Source organism: Cellulosilyticum ruminicola JCM 14822 (genome assembly GCF_001311925.1).
Lineage (GTDB): Bacteria > Bacillota > Clostridia > Lachnospirales > Cellulosilyticaceae > Cellulosilyticum > Cellulosilyticum ruminicola.
The window spans coordinates 22,296-37,488 of sequence record NZ_BBCG01000034.1; the positions used below are offsets into that span (position 1 = coordinate 22,296).

17 protein-coding genes are annotated in these 15,193 nt (G+C 32.2%); 5 read left to right on the plus strand and 12 right to left on the minus strand.

The features are described from left to right. Positions 1-64: 64 nt before the first annotated feature. The 3 genes from JCM14822_RS11655 to JCM14822_RS11665 are packed head-to-tail and all read right to left on the minus strand — an operon-like array spanning position 65 to position 2,262. Positions 65-1,543 (minus strand): DUF4153 domain-containing protein, encoded by a 1,479-nt coding sequence (locus tag JCM14822_RS11655; RefSeq protein WP_054742552.1) that lies wholly within the window; start codon positions 1,541-1,543, stop codon positions 65-67. 23 nt (positions 1,544-1,566) lie between these two features. Continuing rightward, positions 1,567-1,779 (minus strand): helix-turn-helix domain-containing protein, encoded by a 213-nt coding sequence (locus JCM14822_RS11660; protein WP_054742553.1) that lies wholly within the window; start codon positions 1,777-1,779, stop codon positions 1,567-1,569. An 18-nt stretch (positions 1,780-1,797) separates the two neighbouring features. After that, a complete protein-coding gene (locus JCM14822_RS11665) occupies positions 1,798-2,262 on the minus strand; it encodes a DUF2975 domain-containing protein (RefSeq protein ID WP_054742555.1) in 465 nt (154 codons plus the stop codon). A 317-nt stretch (positions 2,263-2,579) separates the two neighbouring features. Between JCM14822_RS11665 and JCM14822_RS11670 the strand changes: the two genes are divergently transcribed. Further along, positions 2,580-2,963 (plus strand): SatD family protein, encoded by a 384-nt coding sequence (locus JCM14822_RS11670; RefSeq protein ID WP_054742557.1) that lies wholly within the window; start codon positions 2,580-2,582, stop codon positions 2,961-2,963. On the opposite strand, the gene JCM14822_RS11675 is transcribed toward JCM14822_RS11670, so the two are convergent. Both JCM14822_RS11675 and JCM14822_RS11680 read right to left on the minus strand, forming a co-directional pair. Next, a complete protein-coding gene (locus JCM14822_RS11675) occupies positions 2,952-3,926 on the minus strand; it encodes a DUF3307 domain-containing protein (protein WP_054742559.1) in 975 nt (324 codons plus the stop codon). The two genes, JCM14822_RS11670 and JCM14822_RS11675, sit on opposite strands and share 12 nt — an antisense overlap. 1 nt (position 3,927) lies before the next feature. Then, complete coding sequence (locus JCM14822_RS11680; protein WP_054742561.1) at positions 3,928-4,662, minus strand: SatD family protein; 735 nt, start codon at positions 4,660-4,662, stop codon at positions 3,928-3,930. A gap of 170 nt (positions 4,663-4,832) precedes the next feature. Between JCM14822_RS11680 and JCM14822_RS11685 the strand changes: the two genes are divergently transcribed. Beyond that, positions 4,833-5,462: a histidine phosphatase family protein gene (locus JCM14822_RS11685; RefSeq protein WP_054742563.1), complete on the plus strand. Its 630-nt coding sequence runs from the start codon at positions 4,833-4,835 to the stop codon at positions 5,460-5,462. A gap of 360 nt (positions 5,463-5,822) precedes the next feature. Beyond that, on the plus strand, positions 5,823-7,490 hold the full coding sequence (locus JCM14822_RS11690; protein WP_054742565.1) for a glutamine--tRNA ligase/YqeY domain fusion protein: 1,668 nt from the start codon (positions 5,823-5,825) through the stop codon (positions 7,488-7,490). Between the two features lie 62 nt (positions 7,491-7,552). On the opposite strand, the gene JCM14822_RS11695 is transcribed toward JCM14822_RS11690, so the two are convergent. After that, positions 7,553-9,598 (minus strand): methyl-accepting chemotaxis protein, encoded by a 2,046-nt coding sequence (locus JCM14822_RS11695; protein WP_054742567.1) that lies wholly within the window; start codon positions 9,596-9,598, stop codon positions 7,553-7,555. Between the two features lie 21 nt (positions 9,599-9,619). Beyond that, complete coding sequence (locus JCM14822_RS11700) at positions 9,620-10,045, minus strand: hypothetical protein (protein WP_054742569.1); 426 nt, start codon at positions 10,043-10,045, stop codon at positions 9,620-9,622. 197 nt (positions 10,046-10,242) lie between these two features. Here JCM14822_RS11700 and JCM14822_RS11705 point away from each other — a divergent pair, with 197 nt between their 5' ends. Next, on the plus strand, positions 10,243-10,464 hold the full coding sequence (locus JCM14822_RS11705; RefSeq protein WP_054742571.1) for a hypothetical protein: 222 nt from the start codon (positions 10,243-10,245) through the stop codon (positions 10,462-10,464). Between the two features lie 339 nt (positions 10,465-10,803). On the opposite strand, the gene JCM14822_RS11710 is transcribed toward JCM14822_RS11705, so the two are convergent. The 5 genes from JCM14822_RS11710 to JCM14822_RS11725 all read right to left on the minus strand — a co-directional run bounded on the left by JCM14822_RS11710 (position 10,804) and on the right by JCM14822_RS11725 (position 13,822). Beyond that, entirely contained in the window at positions 10,804-11,088 is a 285-nt protein-coding gene (locus JCM14822_RS11710) for a hypothetical protein (protein WP_054742573.1), read from the minus strand. 114 nt (positions 11,089-11,202) lie between these two features. Then, positions 11,203-11,613: a CheR family methyltransferase gene (locus JCM14822_RS11715; protein ID WP_054742574.1), complete on the minus strand. Its 411-nt coding sequence runs from the start codon at positions 11,611-11,613 to the stop codon at positions 11,203-11,205. After that, positions 11,610-11,879: an ATP-binding protein gene (locus tag JCM14822_RS11720; protein ID WP_054742575.1), complete on the minus strand. Its 270-nt coding sequence runs from the start codon at positions 11,877-11,879 to the stop codon at positions 11,610-11,612. The genes JCM14822_RS11715 and JCM14822_RS11720 overlap by 4 nt, the downstream gene beginning before the upstream one ends. A 230-nt stretch (positions 11,880-12,109) precedes the next feature. Beyond that, positions 12,110-12,286, minus strand: a complete 177-nt coding sequence (locus JCM14822_RS20315; RefSeq protein WP_157047733.1) for a hypothetical protein — start codon at positions 12,284-12,286, stop codon at positions 12,110-12,112. A 177-nt stretch (positions 12,287-12,463) separates the two neighbouring features. Then, positions 12,464-13,822 (minus strand): beta/alpha barrel domain-containing protein, encoded by a 1,359-nt coding sequence (locus tag JCM14822_RS11725; protein WP_054742576.1) that lies wholly within the window; start codon positions 13,820-13,822, stop codon positions 12,464-12,466. Positions 13,823-14,340: 518 nt separating this feature from the next. On the opposite strand from JCM14822_RS11725, the gene JCM14822_RS11730 reads away from it, so the two are divergent. Then, entirely contained in the window at positions 14,341-14,574 is a 234-nt protein-coding gene (locus JCM14822_RS11730) for a hypothetical protein (protein WP_054742577.1), read from the plus strand. Positions 14,575-15,193 lie beyond the last annotated feature (619 nt).

Genomic DNA, 15,193 nt, shown 5'->3' on the forward strand with positions numbered 1-15,193 from the left:
TATACGCAAATAACACCTAAAAGGATTTTAAAGCTTCTACTTCCTTTTAGGTGTTTTATTTATCTTAAATATATTTCAGTTTTTTTACAATACTAATGGCCTGCTGATCAATTACAGTCCATGATTGCCACTTTTGATGATTAATCATATCATTTACATTCTTAATTCTATCTTGTATCTCCAGCTCTTTTGCTACATTCTTATTTTCTAGTGAAGCTTTTTGAGCAGCAATAATTACACTGCTACTATCTAAATCATATAATGCACTTAGACTCTCCAGCTTACCTTCTGAATATAAGTTTATATTTTGTTTGGCTACAAAATAATCTACATTAGCATAGTTTAGTCCTAAATACATGACTGTAAAAATTATAAAGGCAATCTTCGTAAATGGCATTCTTCGCCCTATACCTTTTAGAATAACTAAAACAATCACAATAATGCTTAATACCAAGAACCACGCTACATACACACGCATTAAAGTTAAACCATAGTTTTGAATGTACATAGCCATTTTATCCAAAGCATATATAAGCATAAATAATGTAAATCCAGCTATGAAGAAACTAATCCCCTGCATATACCTTTTACGCTTACCACTCTGCTCCTTAATGACAATACCTACAAGCCAAATGATTCCTAAGTTAATCATCGTAAGGGGCAAGTTTTCAAAGAACCCTCTTCTCGCATATTCTGCAAAAGTAAATTTTGCCGGTAAAACTCCTTGAAAAGCAGAGATGAAATAAGCTAATTGTGAAAATAAGAATACAATATATACAAGGCATACTAAGGTACTTATAATCACCATAATAGTAAAATCCACTCCTACAGGTTTCTTTTCCTCTTCATTTAACTTCTCTATCACTACAACTGGCTTCTTCTTTTGTTTAACAAAACTATAGAAATAACTAAAGGTCATACCAAATAATATAATAAATGCAATAATACGTTTCACAACAGGTGCTATTTTAAAGTTCATATGTTCATAAATGATTTTAAGAATCCCATCAAAAGCTGCATCTGTGCTTTGTAATAGCGCAGTAACAACAATTAAAATAGGTACTGCAATCAAAAGCCCTATGCCTACTTTTGCAAGAGTCGCTAGAGATTTCTTGCTTCCTGCACTAGCCTCTTTTCTCACTAAAATTATAGGTTCAGTCCAATATCTAAATGGCATACTGATGCTAAGTTTCATGATTTTAGGTGCCCATTTCGAACTAAAAAGTACTGTATTTTCAATACTCCAAACCTCTACAGCCTGAATTACTAACAAATCTATTAAGAAAATGAAATTAAAGAATTTCAAAATCCAGTTACTAAACAAAATAAAACATAATATACATAGTCCAATAGGAATCAAAAGTAACTTAGCATTTCTATTCATCTTTTTATCATAACATTTCATAAGACCCATAAATCCTATAAAATAACCTAATGCACTTATAAGAAGTCCTATGCCAAATCCCCCAAATACATTCATCTCCATAATCATTATTGCCAAAATACAAGCCATAATGAATATATATTTTTCTTCTTTTTTCATCATCTCACCCCATACTATTTTCTCTATTTATTTTCTTCTATAAACTCTAAAAGGTCTCCTGGCTGACATTCCAACACTTCACAAAGTGCCTCCAGTGTTGAAAAGCGAATCGCCTTCCCCTTATTATTTTTTAAAATGGATAAATTAGCTAAAGTAATCCCTACTCTTTCTGAAAGCTCATTCATACTCATTTTGCGCTTTGCAAGCATGACATCTAAATTGACTACAATCGGCATCTTCTCACCTCTTCTGCTTTAAATCGTTAGTTCATTTTCTTCTTTAATCTCTATAGCCACACCTACTAAGCGATATAAAATCGCAGCAATAAGTGCCACCCCAAATGCTCCAATTGTAATGACAATAATCCCAAAGGTTGCTCTCACAAATAAACATGTAAATAAGTAACATATAAAAATAATTAGCGCACATATGCTAATCCCCTTTAGACTTAGACAGCTGCTTATTGAAAAAGGATCACGTTTAATAATATTTCTAGCAAGTATCTTTGTCATCCATAATATAATCCACATTGGTATACCTGTAACATATAAGAGTATTAAAATCTTATAATGTGGTACCAAAGAATAAAAAGTACTTCCTCTAAAAATAATCTCCAAAGTCCAAGGCAAAGTTACTAATGTTAATGTGAGTAACACTAGGCCTATTATTACAACCCAATATAATACACTACTCAAAAAATCTGTTCTTAATCTTCCCACACTTTATCACCTCAACGTTATTATATACACATGTCTCCTTTAAATCAATATATTTTTATCGTTTTTCGATATATATTTATTGTTTTATATTTAAAACCATTTTATATAAGACAAAATAAAAAAGCCTTGCAGCAAGCAACACTCTTTGTATATTTTCTCTTATACATTTGAATTTGGCACATCTTGAATCCTTAATCGATATAATGATTATAGAGTTTTATGCCTTGACGAGTTTACTCTAAAACGTAAACTTGTCCACTGTTTACGTTTTAGAGTAAACTCGTCCTTGTTTTAATCCATGCATAATGGAGGCTCTTATGAACTATATCACCATGATTTTTGATATCAATTCCCGTGCTTATCCAGACCGCACAGCACTTCAATATCTTCTAATTGATTTATTAAAGCGCTGTAATACTCAATTTGCCGAAATGCTAGCAGCACCTTTTATTATCACTTTAGGTGATGAATGGCAAGGACTACTTAAACCTGATATGAATTACTTGCAAATCATTGATTTTTTCAAATTTAATCTACCACGAGACATCAGCTTTTATACAGGAGTTGGTATAGGTCCTATTACCATTTCCAACTTTGAACTTACTGTCAATCAACTAGATGGCCCTGCATTTCATTTAGCACGGGAGGCTCTATTATATGCCAAACGCAAAAAACATTCTTTAGTTATTTTAACAAACTAATCTTTTAATGATACTTCCACCAATAATAGCAATAATAAAACTTAAGGAATTACCAATCAAAAAATATTCTGCAAAACGATCTTCTTTTAATTTGCTTAAACGGGCAATGGATTTGGCCGTTAAAATATATCCTATAAACTGTGGTTGACTCATTAAAAGGGCACATAAAATTAATATACGTTCCAGTACGCCGATAATATATCCTCCATGATGTATTTCCTTGGTTTGATTATGTACTTCATCACTGTTTTCTCTCGTTTCCAAAAGCACAATGGTCTTCTGAGATAGATGCCGCTGATTATGCTGATTATGATCAATATGATTTATAATCTGCGAAATAAAAATCCCTGCAAAAAAAGTCATACCTATAAAGTTTATGCCTACCCAAATAAGTCGTTCCTGCTGCATAAAACTTATAGGTGAAGTGATAAGGCCCATAATGTCCATTCCTTTATAGGGGCTATAATATTTTATCAGCCCATACAAACTTAAAAGATGTGCCATTTGATCTAAGATAAAAAGCCCTATCTTTTCCGTAGTCTGAGGATATCTATAGCTTATTTCTACTTTAAGTATATCAATTAAAAAATGGCATATTATAAAACTGATTACTAAGCTTACTAATTTTACATCACAATTTATAAAAATCACTTTAAAGAATTTGGTATTTGTGCATTCACTAGTCAGTAAATTATTAAGTCCAATACACATCATCAAAAGCAGCCCATGTATTCCTGCATGAATTATATTTCCCTTTGAAGTATATGCAAAAATCTGTTTCGTGGCTAACCAATTGGTTTGCTTTAACTTATACCCATTTACTTCACCATATACTTTACTTCTCTTTAAAATTTGATTTAAATTTTTTGGAAAACGCATTTGCATAATCTTCTCATCCTGCAAGACAAAATCTCCTAATAAATGGGCTAAAAGCATCAATAAACCAAGCCGCATCTCTACCATATTAGATTCCCCTTTTTAGATGTAATTCATATCCCTTTAACAATTTATAAATCATTTCTTTATTTGCTTTCATCAGCCAATAGTTAGATGCTCTAAGCCTATTTGAAACATTACTTTTACTAATCTTCTCTTCATTTTCCACAGCACTGTAACTTCCTAATTTTTTATAGGCCTCAATAACTTGTCTTTGCACCTTCGTAAGCTTCTTTAGATGCAACTCATTATTTTGAATCACATTATTAATCATTGCTTCAAAGTCTATATAGTCTCCTACTGCTTCAGTCTCACTTTCTAATGTTTTACGTTTGGCCGTATGTGGACCCCTTAAATAAACTTTGCAGTCTTTCGTTGGAATGACCTTGCTATAAGCCTTTTTATTACGTTTAGCAATATTAATTCCTTCTCTAGCTAGTATAAATGCCTGTCCGTCCATTTCCCTTGTATCCATTGCTTCATCCGTACTTATAGTGCCTACTCCTATGCCACAATAGCATCCTACACCTTGAGCACTTAGATATTCTTTGATGTCCATATAAATGTTATAACTTTCTCCTACTTCCCTTAAAACGACTTGCCACTCATCACCTAATGTAATTGTAATAGGTGCTACTAATATAGATGTATATTCATCTGAAAGCCTCTTTAGGTATACTTTTAATGTCTTTTGAAAAGCTTCACGATTAATAATCTTTCTGGAATCTATAATGTCTATATTCATCACACTATAAACCTTCATTATATGTTCCTCCAATATCCTAAATATGTAAACCTTACGCCTTCTCATTATTATATAAGTATAACGCTATTTCCCTTTTTTAAACAGTATTGATATACTTAAGAATTTATTGCACTTATTCATGTGACTATTTATAATGATTAATAATAATAATCAATAAGGAGACGCATATGATTACAACACTTTTACTTATTCGTCATGGTGAAACCCCTTGGAATGCTTTAGGAAAAATTCAGGGAATACATAACATTGATTTATCTGAAGCCGGCATTATGCAGACAAAATGTTTAAAAAAACGTTTACAAGGTCATTTTGATGCAGTTTATTGCAGCCCATTAAATCGTGCTTATGATACAGCATGTATTTTATGTGAAAACACAGGACTTAAGCCAACTAAAGTAGAAGACTTACGTGAGGTAGATTTCGGTTCTTGGGAAGGCCTTACTTTTAAAGAAGTTGCCCAAAATTATGCTGATGCTTTTAACAACTGGAAAACCGATGATACGCAAGGCCTAATGTTTGATGGGGATGGCAGTATTTACAATGTAAGCCAACGCGGTAAAAACTGCATTGAAAATCTCATCAAAAAACATCTAGGAGAAACAATCGCTATTGTTTCTCATGGCGGCTTTATCAAAGCTACACTCATTGGTTTATTTAACTGGCCAATGTCTATGTATCATCATTTTGCTTTGGGTAATACATGTATCACTACGATTCACTTTAATGATGCATTAAGCCCTATGCTTTTAGGACTTAATGATACAGCTCATTTAAAAGAAAACGTTACTTCTGTTTAACCTATCAGCCATGTTAAAAATCATAAAATTATAGCCAACAAAAAATAGGAACTACAACTAAAGTTATAGCTCCTGTTTTTTATATTTTAACATTTATTTATTATGTTATAAAACTTTTTCTATATATACCCTTTATTTTTGGTATATCTTGCTTTAAAATATAATGATAGCAAATATTTTGTAAATCACAAGCATATGTGTAGCTTATTCTAAGGATATATTATTAAAGGAAACTTTGCAACTTGCATTTTTCCTTTAATAATATATCCTTAGAATACTAGTATTTACATATATTTATTATAATGTTTTTCAAATAACTTGAAAATACTTTAATATATTTTTAAAGAGAGGTAGATTAATATGTCACTAGAAAACAATAATGCATCTAACTTTATTAGAACCATTATTACAGAAGACTTACAATCTGGTAAACATAAAGAAATTATTACACGTTTCCCACCTGAACCAAACGGTTACTTACATGTGGGACATGCTAAATCTATACTTTTAAACTTCGGCCTTGCTGAAGATTTCGGTGGTAAAACTAACCTTCGTTTTGATGATACTAACCCAGTTAAAGAAGATACTGAATACGTTGAATCAATCAAAGAAGACGTTGAATGGTTAGGTGTAAAATGGGACAAACTCCTTTTCGCTTCTGACTACTTCGAAGAAATGTACAACCGTGCTGTTCTTCTTATCAAAAAAGGTAAAGCTTATGTATGTGATCTTACACCTGAAGAAGCTAAAGAATATCGTGGAACTCTTACAGAGCCAGGTAAAGAAAGCCCTTTTCGTAACAGATCTGTAGAAGAAAACCTTGAACTTTTCGAACGCATGAGAAAAGGTGAATTCAAAGATGGTGAAAAAGTATTACGTGCTAAAATCGATATGTCATCTCCTAACATGAATATGCGTGACCCTATCATTTATCGTATTGCTCATGCAACTCACCATAACACAGGGGACAAATGGTGCATCTATCCAATGTATGACTTCGCTCATCCACTTGAAGATGCTATCGAAGGTATCACTCACTCTATCTGTACACTTGAATTCGAAGCTCACCGTCCACTTTATGACTGGGTTGTGGAAGAATGTGAAATGGACGCTAAACCTAGACAAATCGAATTTGCTAGACTTAATATTACAAACACTGTAATGAGTAAACGTAAACTTAAACAACTTGTTGATGAGAGAGTTGTTGATGGATGGGATGATCCTCGTATGCCTACTATCTCTGGTATGCGAAGACGCGGTTTCACACCTGAAGCTATTCGTAATTTCTGCCGTGAAATCGGTGTAGCTAAATCAGATTCTGTAGTAGACAGTCAAATGCTTGACTTCTTCTTAAGAGAGGATTTACAACCCAAAGCACCACTTGCTATGGCTGTACTTAAACCTCTTAAATTAGTTATCACTAACTATCCAGAAGGTCAATCAGAAATACTTGAAATCGAAAACAATGCTAAAGACGAAACAAAAGGTACACGTATGGTACCATTCTCTCGCGAACTTTACATTGAACAAGATGACTTCATGGAAGTACCAGCTCACAAATACTTCCGTCTCTTCCCAGGCAATGAAGTTCGTCTTAAAGGAGCTTACTTCGTAAAATGTACAGACGTTATCAAAGATGAAAATGGTAATGTAACAGAAGTTCACTGTACTTATGATCCAGAAACTAAAAGTGGTTCTGGTTTCACTGGACGTAAAGTTAAAGCTACTATCCACTGGGTAGATGCTAAAACTGCTCTTCCAGCACAGTTCAGACTCTTTGAGCCACTTATCTTAGATGATGCTCCAGAAAATGAAGGAAAACACTTCTTAGAACAAATCAATCCACATTCTATGGAAATCCTTGAAGGATTCATCGAAGACGTAGCATTCAAAGATGCTAAAGCTCTTGATAAATTCCAACTTGTAAGAAACGGATTCTTCTGTGTAGACCCTAAATACACTACACCTGAGAAATTCTGCTTCAATAGAATCGTAGCTCTTAAAAGCTCATTCAAACCAGCTAAATAAGCGTACACAAAAAGGAGTTGCCGCGAACCTCGTAGCAACTCCTTTTTACAATTCTTTCTTTTTTATTTAAACTTAGCGTATGCTTTTTTAAGTTCTTCTAATGCCATAGCAAGTTGATTTGTAAGTTCACTAACCTCTGTAATCGTTTCGGTTTGTGTCGTACTTTCTGCGCTTACTTCCTCTGCTACACTGGCTGTATGTTCAATAATTTCTGTGATATCATTCATCTTATTTGCCACTACATCTTTTTGTTCTACGATTTCTTGTAATACTCTATTGGTTTCATCCATATTGGCATCTACTTCTTCCATGTGAGCATATATATTTTCAAAAGTTGAAGTAGTTTCTTGAGCAATTGGTAACTGTTTATTAAACACCTCTACAGCTTTATTAAGCTTTTCATTGGTTACATTCTTCTTTTCTTCTACCTTGATTAGTGCCTTAGTAATAATCTCTACTGCATTTTCTATTTGTGCAGATAAGTTTCTTACTTCTCCTGCTACGACACTAAAGCCTTTGCCTGCTTCTCCTGCTCTAGCTGCTTCTATATTGGCATTTAAAGCAAGTAAATTCGTTTGTTTATTGATGCCTTGAATAACACCTAAAATCTCATGTATATTGCTTGCTTCTTCACCTAATTCTTCCACTTGATTTCTAATCTCTTCACTAATTGAGATAGTTTCTTCTGCTTGATTTAATAAGGTTACTAATTCACCTTGTGCAGCTTCACTAGATTGCATTGTAATATGTGTAGCTTCTTTAATAGCGCCCATCATTTGACTAACTTTATTAATATTATCTGATAATACATTAATGTAGTCTCTAGATATTTCTATTTCCTTATTTTGCTCCTGAGCACCCACAGCTACACTTTCTATAGCGCGGTCAATTTCTTGGGCAGAATTAGAAGTTTTATAGGCTATTTCTTGTAATGCATTAGAGTTTTGTTCTACACTCTTTGTCACATCTCTAGCATCTTTAATAAGTTCTTTTAAGTTATCCACCATTTCTGCAAAGCCTTCAATCAGTTCTCTTGATTCCTTACTGGTCATTTTAATACTTTTCGTCTGTGCTTCTAAATCTAACTCCCCTAACTTCACTTTTTCTATACACTCACATACCTTTTTAATAGGTAATGTAATACGTCTTCCTATCATTGTACTGATTATAATAATAACTACAATTAAAATAAGTATAATTATAAGTGAAATATCAAACATACTTTGAAGTTCTGCTAATAATACATCTAACTGGGCATAGGTTACAATCTTCCAGCCATTTGATGGCTTACAATAGCTTAAGATATAGTCATGCTTATAAGTAGTTGTATCCATATCCTCTGATTCTTCATTAACAAATATAATATAATCTTCATTACTTAAATTCTTTCCTACTGGTGTATCTAATTGATTATTACTTACAATAACCTGATTTTCTTGATTTATAATCATCAATGGAATATCTGGATTAACAGCTGCTAAATCTAATATACTTTGAAAATATTGTGGGTCTATCTCAAAAATACAAAATGTGTCTTTGGCATTAAACTTCCTTGCCACATAAATTTGTGGTTCCAAAGTACCTGAAGCATCACTACTTTCTACCATTCTAAAATTCCATTGAAACTGAGAATTAGGCATTTCTTTTAAAGCCTTATATTCATCTGTCTTCATTAATTCTTCTATATCTATTTTTTTCTGGGTTTTATACTTACTATATATGTGCTGATCATCTTTGATAATATCAATCCCTATAATAGCATCTTGTACATTAAACACACTTGCTACCTTACTATTAATTTCTTTCATATATGTAACACGCTGAGCATTGGTCAGATTAAACACTTCATGCACATAGTTTGTTAAAGCACTATTAGTTGTTAAATCGGCAACAGTAATCCTAGCATAATCAATCTGATATTCAATATTATAATTCAGCTGCTCTACGATTTTTTGTGAATATCCTCCTATTGCCTCAGTTGTACTAAGCTTTATTCCTCGTATCAATAATGCATAAACTACAATCAATGGTACAATACTTACTATTAAACACAAACTAATTAACTGACGATCTAATTTTATCTTACTCAAAATCCCCTTTGTCTTCATTTTAACCCACCTCCATTATAGTTACTCTCCTAATTTTCTTACAACATAATGTCCATACTTTCCTTCGTAAAAGGCATAATTCTTAGCAATAGAATAAAAGGCACTATTGTAACCATATTTTTCAATACAGCTATCATCACGCTGAATATTTAATTTGTCACATATATGGGCCAATTTAGGTGTTGTTACAAATGGTAATATAACGTTATATTCATTTTGCTTACTTAAGAACTCTAATAAGCGTGTTGTGTATCCCAAATTTAAATAAGCATCTGCAACTTTAATTTGCCTAATCATCATTGTGCCATCTTCTTCTATTTCATAAATAAATTTAAGATTATTATTAACAATAAGTCCCTTTATCTGATTAAACTTTTGATCTCGTTCCTTCATAATCTGTACATTAAATCCCGCCTCTTCTAGTAATATTTTCAGTTCTCTTTCCATCTTATTGCTCCTTTCTTTCATCTAGCAACTTTCTCGTTTATTTAAATTTCAAATCTTTTTTATATTTTCATTATACTAAATATGTTTTAATTTAGCTATCATAAGCGTTAATTTATAAATAAAATTTTCCAGTAATTAAAATAGCAAAAATGGGAAACCTCTATAATCTAACATCATTCAGACAAAGGAAATTTCCCATGCATATTGCAAAGTTAGTATCTAGACTTTTTATACCATCTATTATTGAAGAACTTTCAAAATCATCTAGTTTTATGAAACGTCATTCCAAACTTCTGCCCGAAACCTTTGCTAAGGCAATGTCTTTAGGGTTATTAGATTGTAAAAATATTACTAAAGAAGTAATTACTGAAAAATGTGCTTCAATTCAAAATAGCATATCTCTAAATGCCACTTTATGATTGTATAAATCAAACCATACTTAAAATCAGGGAAGAGACGTTAGCATCCAAAGATTTTATACATTACTACTTGTAAATCTATATCAGTTTTACACCATAAAAAGAATCACACTACATACTTATGAGGTGTTTTCTAATCTTATTTATAGGATAGGAAGTTTGTCTTTGCACGAAAAACGTTTAAAACAAACGACCTATTCTAAAATAGAGAGCTATTTAGAACAACTCCTTGTTACTGGAAAAACTTAGTCTTAAGTTAACAACTATGATTTAGCTATAAAAAAAGAAGACATCTTTTAAGTAACTAAAACTTAAAAGATGTCTCTCCCTATTATGTATTTAACCTTTTAAAGCAATAAGCATTACTTTAAGTGCTACAAAAGCTAACATCACACTCCCTATGATTAGCGTAAATCTACATGTCCCATAAGTTTCTTTTTGAATAACCTCAGATTGTGTATGTCTAGCTGTATATAACTGTATAAGACCACTTATTACTTGAAGTATACCTATTGTTAACATTCCTAAATCCACTGTAATCTGTCCTATTAATACGAATATAACTAATGCTACTGTAATAATCGAACAAATTCCTGTTGTCCCTGCTACTATCTTTGGATTCACCTTTTATTCCTCCTGCTTATAACATTTTATTGTCCCATTTCTAGCTATATTACAATTATAGCAAATTAGTATATTTTTTTATACCCATTGTTAATAGTTTAAATTTTTATTTTTTTATAAACTGCTGGCATTACATACTCTATACCCTTCATTTCCCACTGTTTTGAAATAACACCTCTGCCATGTATCTGGCAAGGATTCTAGCCTTTCTTTGCTATATATACCTTGCTTAACTTTTTCTAAAGCACCTAGATAAGTCTGTAGCCAACATCTTTGTATCCATTTACTGCGTTCTAAAGCAAATGTTTCATGAATAATTATGACTAATGCATAAGCCTCTTCTCCTGCGGCACAAGCTGCGCACCATATTCTAAGGTCACCATCTTGAATCTTATTTTTCCAAAAAGTAAGCACAACCTCCTTAAAAAATTTAAAGTGCTGTACTTCTCTCATAAAAAATGTATAATTCGTTGTGATTTGATTCACTAACTTTTTCTGTCCCTCACCAGTTTTATCATTTATCACACTCTTACAATAATCATCTCATTACCTTCTACTCCAGTAATAATTTGCTGTTTGTAAAGTCTAAAGGATTCCCTAATAGCCATAGTTGGTAATGTATAACTTGTCTCACCTACTCGAATGTGCATACCATCAATAATTACCATTGTAAGTGGAATTCTAATGGTAAAGGTAGAACCTTTTCCAATCATACTTGCACTAACACCCATGGTTTCTATATTTTTAACGACTACATCCGTGCCAACACCACGTCCTGAAAGCTCAGACACATCTGTTTTAGTTGAAATAACTGCTAAATTTCGTCCTCTGTATATTCATCTTTAGGTTTGGTAAGTATATTTTTTCAGCTTTTTCTAAAATAGCTTCTTTATAAATACCCTTTCCATCATCTTTTACTAAGATGATTACTTCCTTCCCTCGTGACGGGCTTCCAATGTAATCTCAGCTTCTTCTAGTTTAAAGTGTAATAAGCATTCTTCTTTACTCTCAATTCCATAATCTAATGCACCATATGCATAAGTGGATCTGTAACACACTCGATAACATTTTTATCTACCTCTACATCTTCGCCAATAAGTGTAAGCTTAACCTTCTTATCCAGTTTCTTGCTCATATTTCTTACAAGGCGCTTCATTTTATAAAAAGTAGATGACATTGTAACTATACGAATAGACATAATCTCATCTTGAAGTTCACGGGCTCATCACCAAAATGTGTTTTTTATTATATATTACATTTATACTTTTCTACATAAATTCACCTCAATAAAATTAAAAATAGGAGCCTCTCATTTAGTCTATGAGAAACTCCTATTTAATAAGGAATAATTTTAATGTATTTTTAACTATTTTTGCTACGCTAAATATTTATCTATGTAACTTTCCATCTCTTTATCACTAATAACTGTTGTACGTCCAGTTTCATATTCTTTATCTACCCAAGCTTTAATATCAAGGCAAAGTTTATCATTTTTATCAATACCTTTAAGTTTAGCGTATTTAGGATTTGCACTAATCCAGTGTGCAATACCTGCAAGACCTGATGTATTGCTAATTGCCACACGTACAGGACGATTTAAGATTTTATCAGTATCAAAGATATTGTAAATTTCTTCATTTTTTAATAATCCATCAGCATGAATACCAGCTCTTGTAACATTGAAATTCTTACCTACAAATGGTGTACGTTCTGGAATATGTTCACCGATTACATTTTCGAAGTACTCTGCAAGTTCAGTGATAACCGTTGTATCCATGCCATCAAGTGTTCCTCTGATTTGTGCATACTCCATAACCATAGCTTCAAGAGGTGTATTACCTGTTCTTTCCCCTATGCCAAATAATGAACAGTTAATACCACAACATCCATAGAGCCATGCTGCTGTTGAGTTAGCTACTGCACGATAGAAGTCATTATGTCCATGCCATTCAATCCATTCATGTGGTACACCTGCATATTGATGAAGGGCATACATGATACCAGGTACACTTCTTGGAATCATGGCACCAGGATAACTTACACCATATCCCATTGTATCGCAGGCACGAATTTTAATAGGCATTTTAGTTTCTTCACTAATTTTCATAAGTTCTCTTGCAAATGGTACAACAAAATTATAAATATCCGCTCTTGTAATATCTTCAAAATGGCATCTAGGAATAATACCTTGATCAATACATTGCCTAATGACTTTTGTATAATGAGCAATCGCCTGCGAACGTTTCATATTTAATTTATGGAATATATGATAGTCTGAGCAGCTTACTAAAATACCTGTTTCACTAATTTCCATTTGTTTAACAAGCTCAAAGTCCTTTTCAGATGCTCTAATCCAAGATGTAATTGTAGGAAAGTCATAACCTAGCTCCATACATTTTTCTACAGCTTTTCGATCCTTCTCACTATATAAAAAGAATTCACTTTGTCTTACAACACCTTTTGGTCCACTTAATCTGTGAAGCATTTTATAAATCTCAACAATTTGCTCTGTTGTATAAGGTGCTCTTGATTGTTGACCATCTCTAAAAGTTGTATCTGTAATGAAAATATCATCTGGGACACACATAGGTACATGTAAATCATTAAATGCAACTCTTGGAATTTCATTATATGGGTAAAACTCTCTAAACATATTTGGTGTATCAACATCTTCTAATTGGTGATTCTTTTCTGGCCTTGTAAGTAAGTTTGTTCTTTTATTGAGTTCAAACATATTAATCCTCCTCTTGCAACATAATTCCTGTTATCTTGTAATTGTCTGACAATTTTCTTATGTATAATTGTATACAATTCAATACTATATGTCAACAAAAAAATAATTTGAATTTTTTAGTTATTAAAAATTTCTTATCAGCTGTAACATTTTTTTCCATCTCTCATACTATGTTAATGAAGAATAACACTTCTTGTTTTTAACGCTCACTTTACTTATTCTTCCTTTAAAGCTATTCAAAATATTACACTATAAGGAGGTCAAATATGTCTGGTTCAAATTGTTGTTGCGATGATTTCGACTACTGCGATTTTGATCCTTGCAGCAACATTCAACTTAGTAACTGTTGTTTTGGCAACACCGCATGGCTCTTACCATCGCTCGTCATATTTGGTGCTTTACTTTTAGCTTGTAATTGTCATTCATGCAATTCTAAATGGTTAATTATACTATTCATTATATTTTTATTCTGTTGGTTAATGAGATATTAAATATTTATTTATATAGGAGGCAATATCATGGAAGATCTTAGATGTTTAGATAACAATTTCTGGTGGATTATTATCATCGCTTTATTTATATTAGTATTCTGGGGCGGTAGCTGCAATAATGTCCTTAATGGTGGATTCAATAATTTATTTGATGGTAGCTTCGGTAATAGTACTTGGATTTGGATCATCATTGCTATTATAGTTTATATGTTCTTTGCTAATGGTAGTTACGGTAGCGTATTTAGAAACGATATGCAGTAAAACTTTTCTGGGTCGGGTTGCACGTGAGTGCGCCTGACCTTTTTAATTTTTTTAGTGTATGATAGAGGGCGTGTGTATAAGTGATGATATCTTTTTTCTGTCTTAACTCGGAATTGGGTTAACTTTTGAATTTCTCGCACTTATTTATTCGTGGGATATTTGATAGTAAATGCCTCTGCTTGGTTATAGATATTTTATGGGTGGGATATTGATGTGAAAGTTATAAGATGAAAAAATTCATTATGTATACTTTTAGGGCTAGCTGGATGTTGGAAAGAGACTGACTTTTTCAAAGGATTGAATTGGAATATTGTGCTTGATTGTTATGAAGTATTTAAGATTAAGTTTTTATATATTTTATTAAAGTCTCATTTACTAGACTTCTATAAAAGGGAGTTTTGTTATGTTAATATATATAGGTAATTAATTAATATTACTATGTTGAAGTATTGGATTGCTGATGAAGATGTGCAAAGATGATAAAAATCATTTTGCTGAGATTGAGTATTGCATTAAGAACGCTTTTCAATGTCGCGTGCTAGCGACTGAGGCAACTATGGCGATTATTGGACAGGCTCTACTATTCTAATTTTAGGGTCTATAAATAATTTTGTGTATT

Bases quoted from the DNA above. Each gene is read 5' to 3' on its own strand.
- JCM14822_RS11655 (WP_054742552.1), bottom strand. From the start codon at position 1,543: ATGAAAAAAGAAGAAAAATATATATTCATTATGGCTTGTATTTTGGCA.
- JCM14822_RS11660 (WP_054742553.1), bottom strand. From the start codon at position 1,779: ATGCCGATTGTAGTCAATTTAGATGTCATGCTTGCAAAGCGCAAAATG.
- JCM14822_RS11670 (WP_054742557.1), top strand. From the start codon at position 2,580: ATGAACTATATCACCATGATTTTTGATATCAATTCCCGTGCTTATCCA.
- JCM14822_RS11675 (WP_054742559.1), bottom strand. From the start codon at position 3,926: ATGGTAGAGATGCGGCTTGGTTTATTGATGCTTTTAGCCCATTTATTA.
- JCM14822_RS11680 (WP_054742561.1), bottom strand. From the start codon at position 4,662: ATGAAGGTTTATAGTGTGATGAATATAGACATTATAGATTCCAGAAAG.
- JCM14822_RS11685 (WP_054742563.1), top strand. From the start codon at position 4,833: ATGATTACAACACTTTTACTTATTCGTCATGGTGAAACCCCTTGGAAT.
- JCM14822_RS11690 (WP_054742565.1), top strand. From the start codon at position 5,823: ATGTCACTAGAAAACAATAATGCATCTAACTTTATTAGAACCATTATT.
- JCM14822_RS11695 (WP_054742567.1), bottom strand. From the start codon at position 9,598: ATGAAGACAAAGGGGATTTTGAGTAAGATAAAATTAGATCGTCAGTTA.
- JCM14822_RS11700 (WP_054742569.1), bottom strand. From the start codon at position 10,045: ATGGAAAGAGAACTGAAAATATTACTAGAAGAGGCGGGATTTAATGTA.
- JCM14822_RS11705 (WP_054742571.1), top strand. From the start codon at position 10,243: ATGCATATTGCAAAGTTAGTATCTAGACTTTTTATACCATCTATTATT.
- JCM14822_RS20315 (WP_157047733.1), bottom strand. From the start codon at position 12,286: ATGTCTATTCGTATAGTTACAATGTCATCTACTTTTTATAAAATGAAG.
- JCM14822_RS11725 (WP_054742576.1), bottom strand. From the start codon at position 13,822: ATGTTTGAACTCAATAAAAGAACAAACTTACTTACAAGGCCAGAAAAG.
- JCM14822_RS11730 (WP_054742577.1), top strand. From the start codon at position 14,341: ATGGAAGATCTTAGATGTTTAGATAACAATTTCTGGTGGATTATTATC.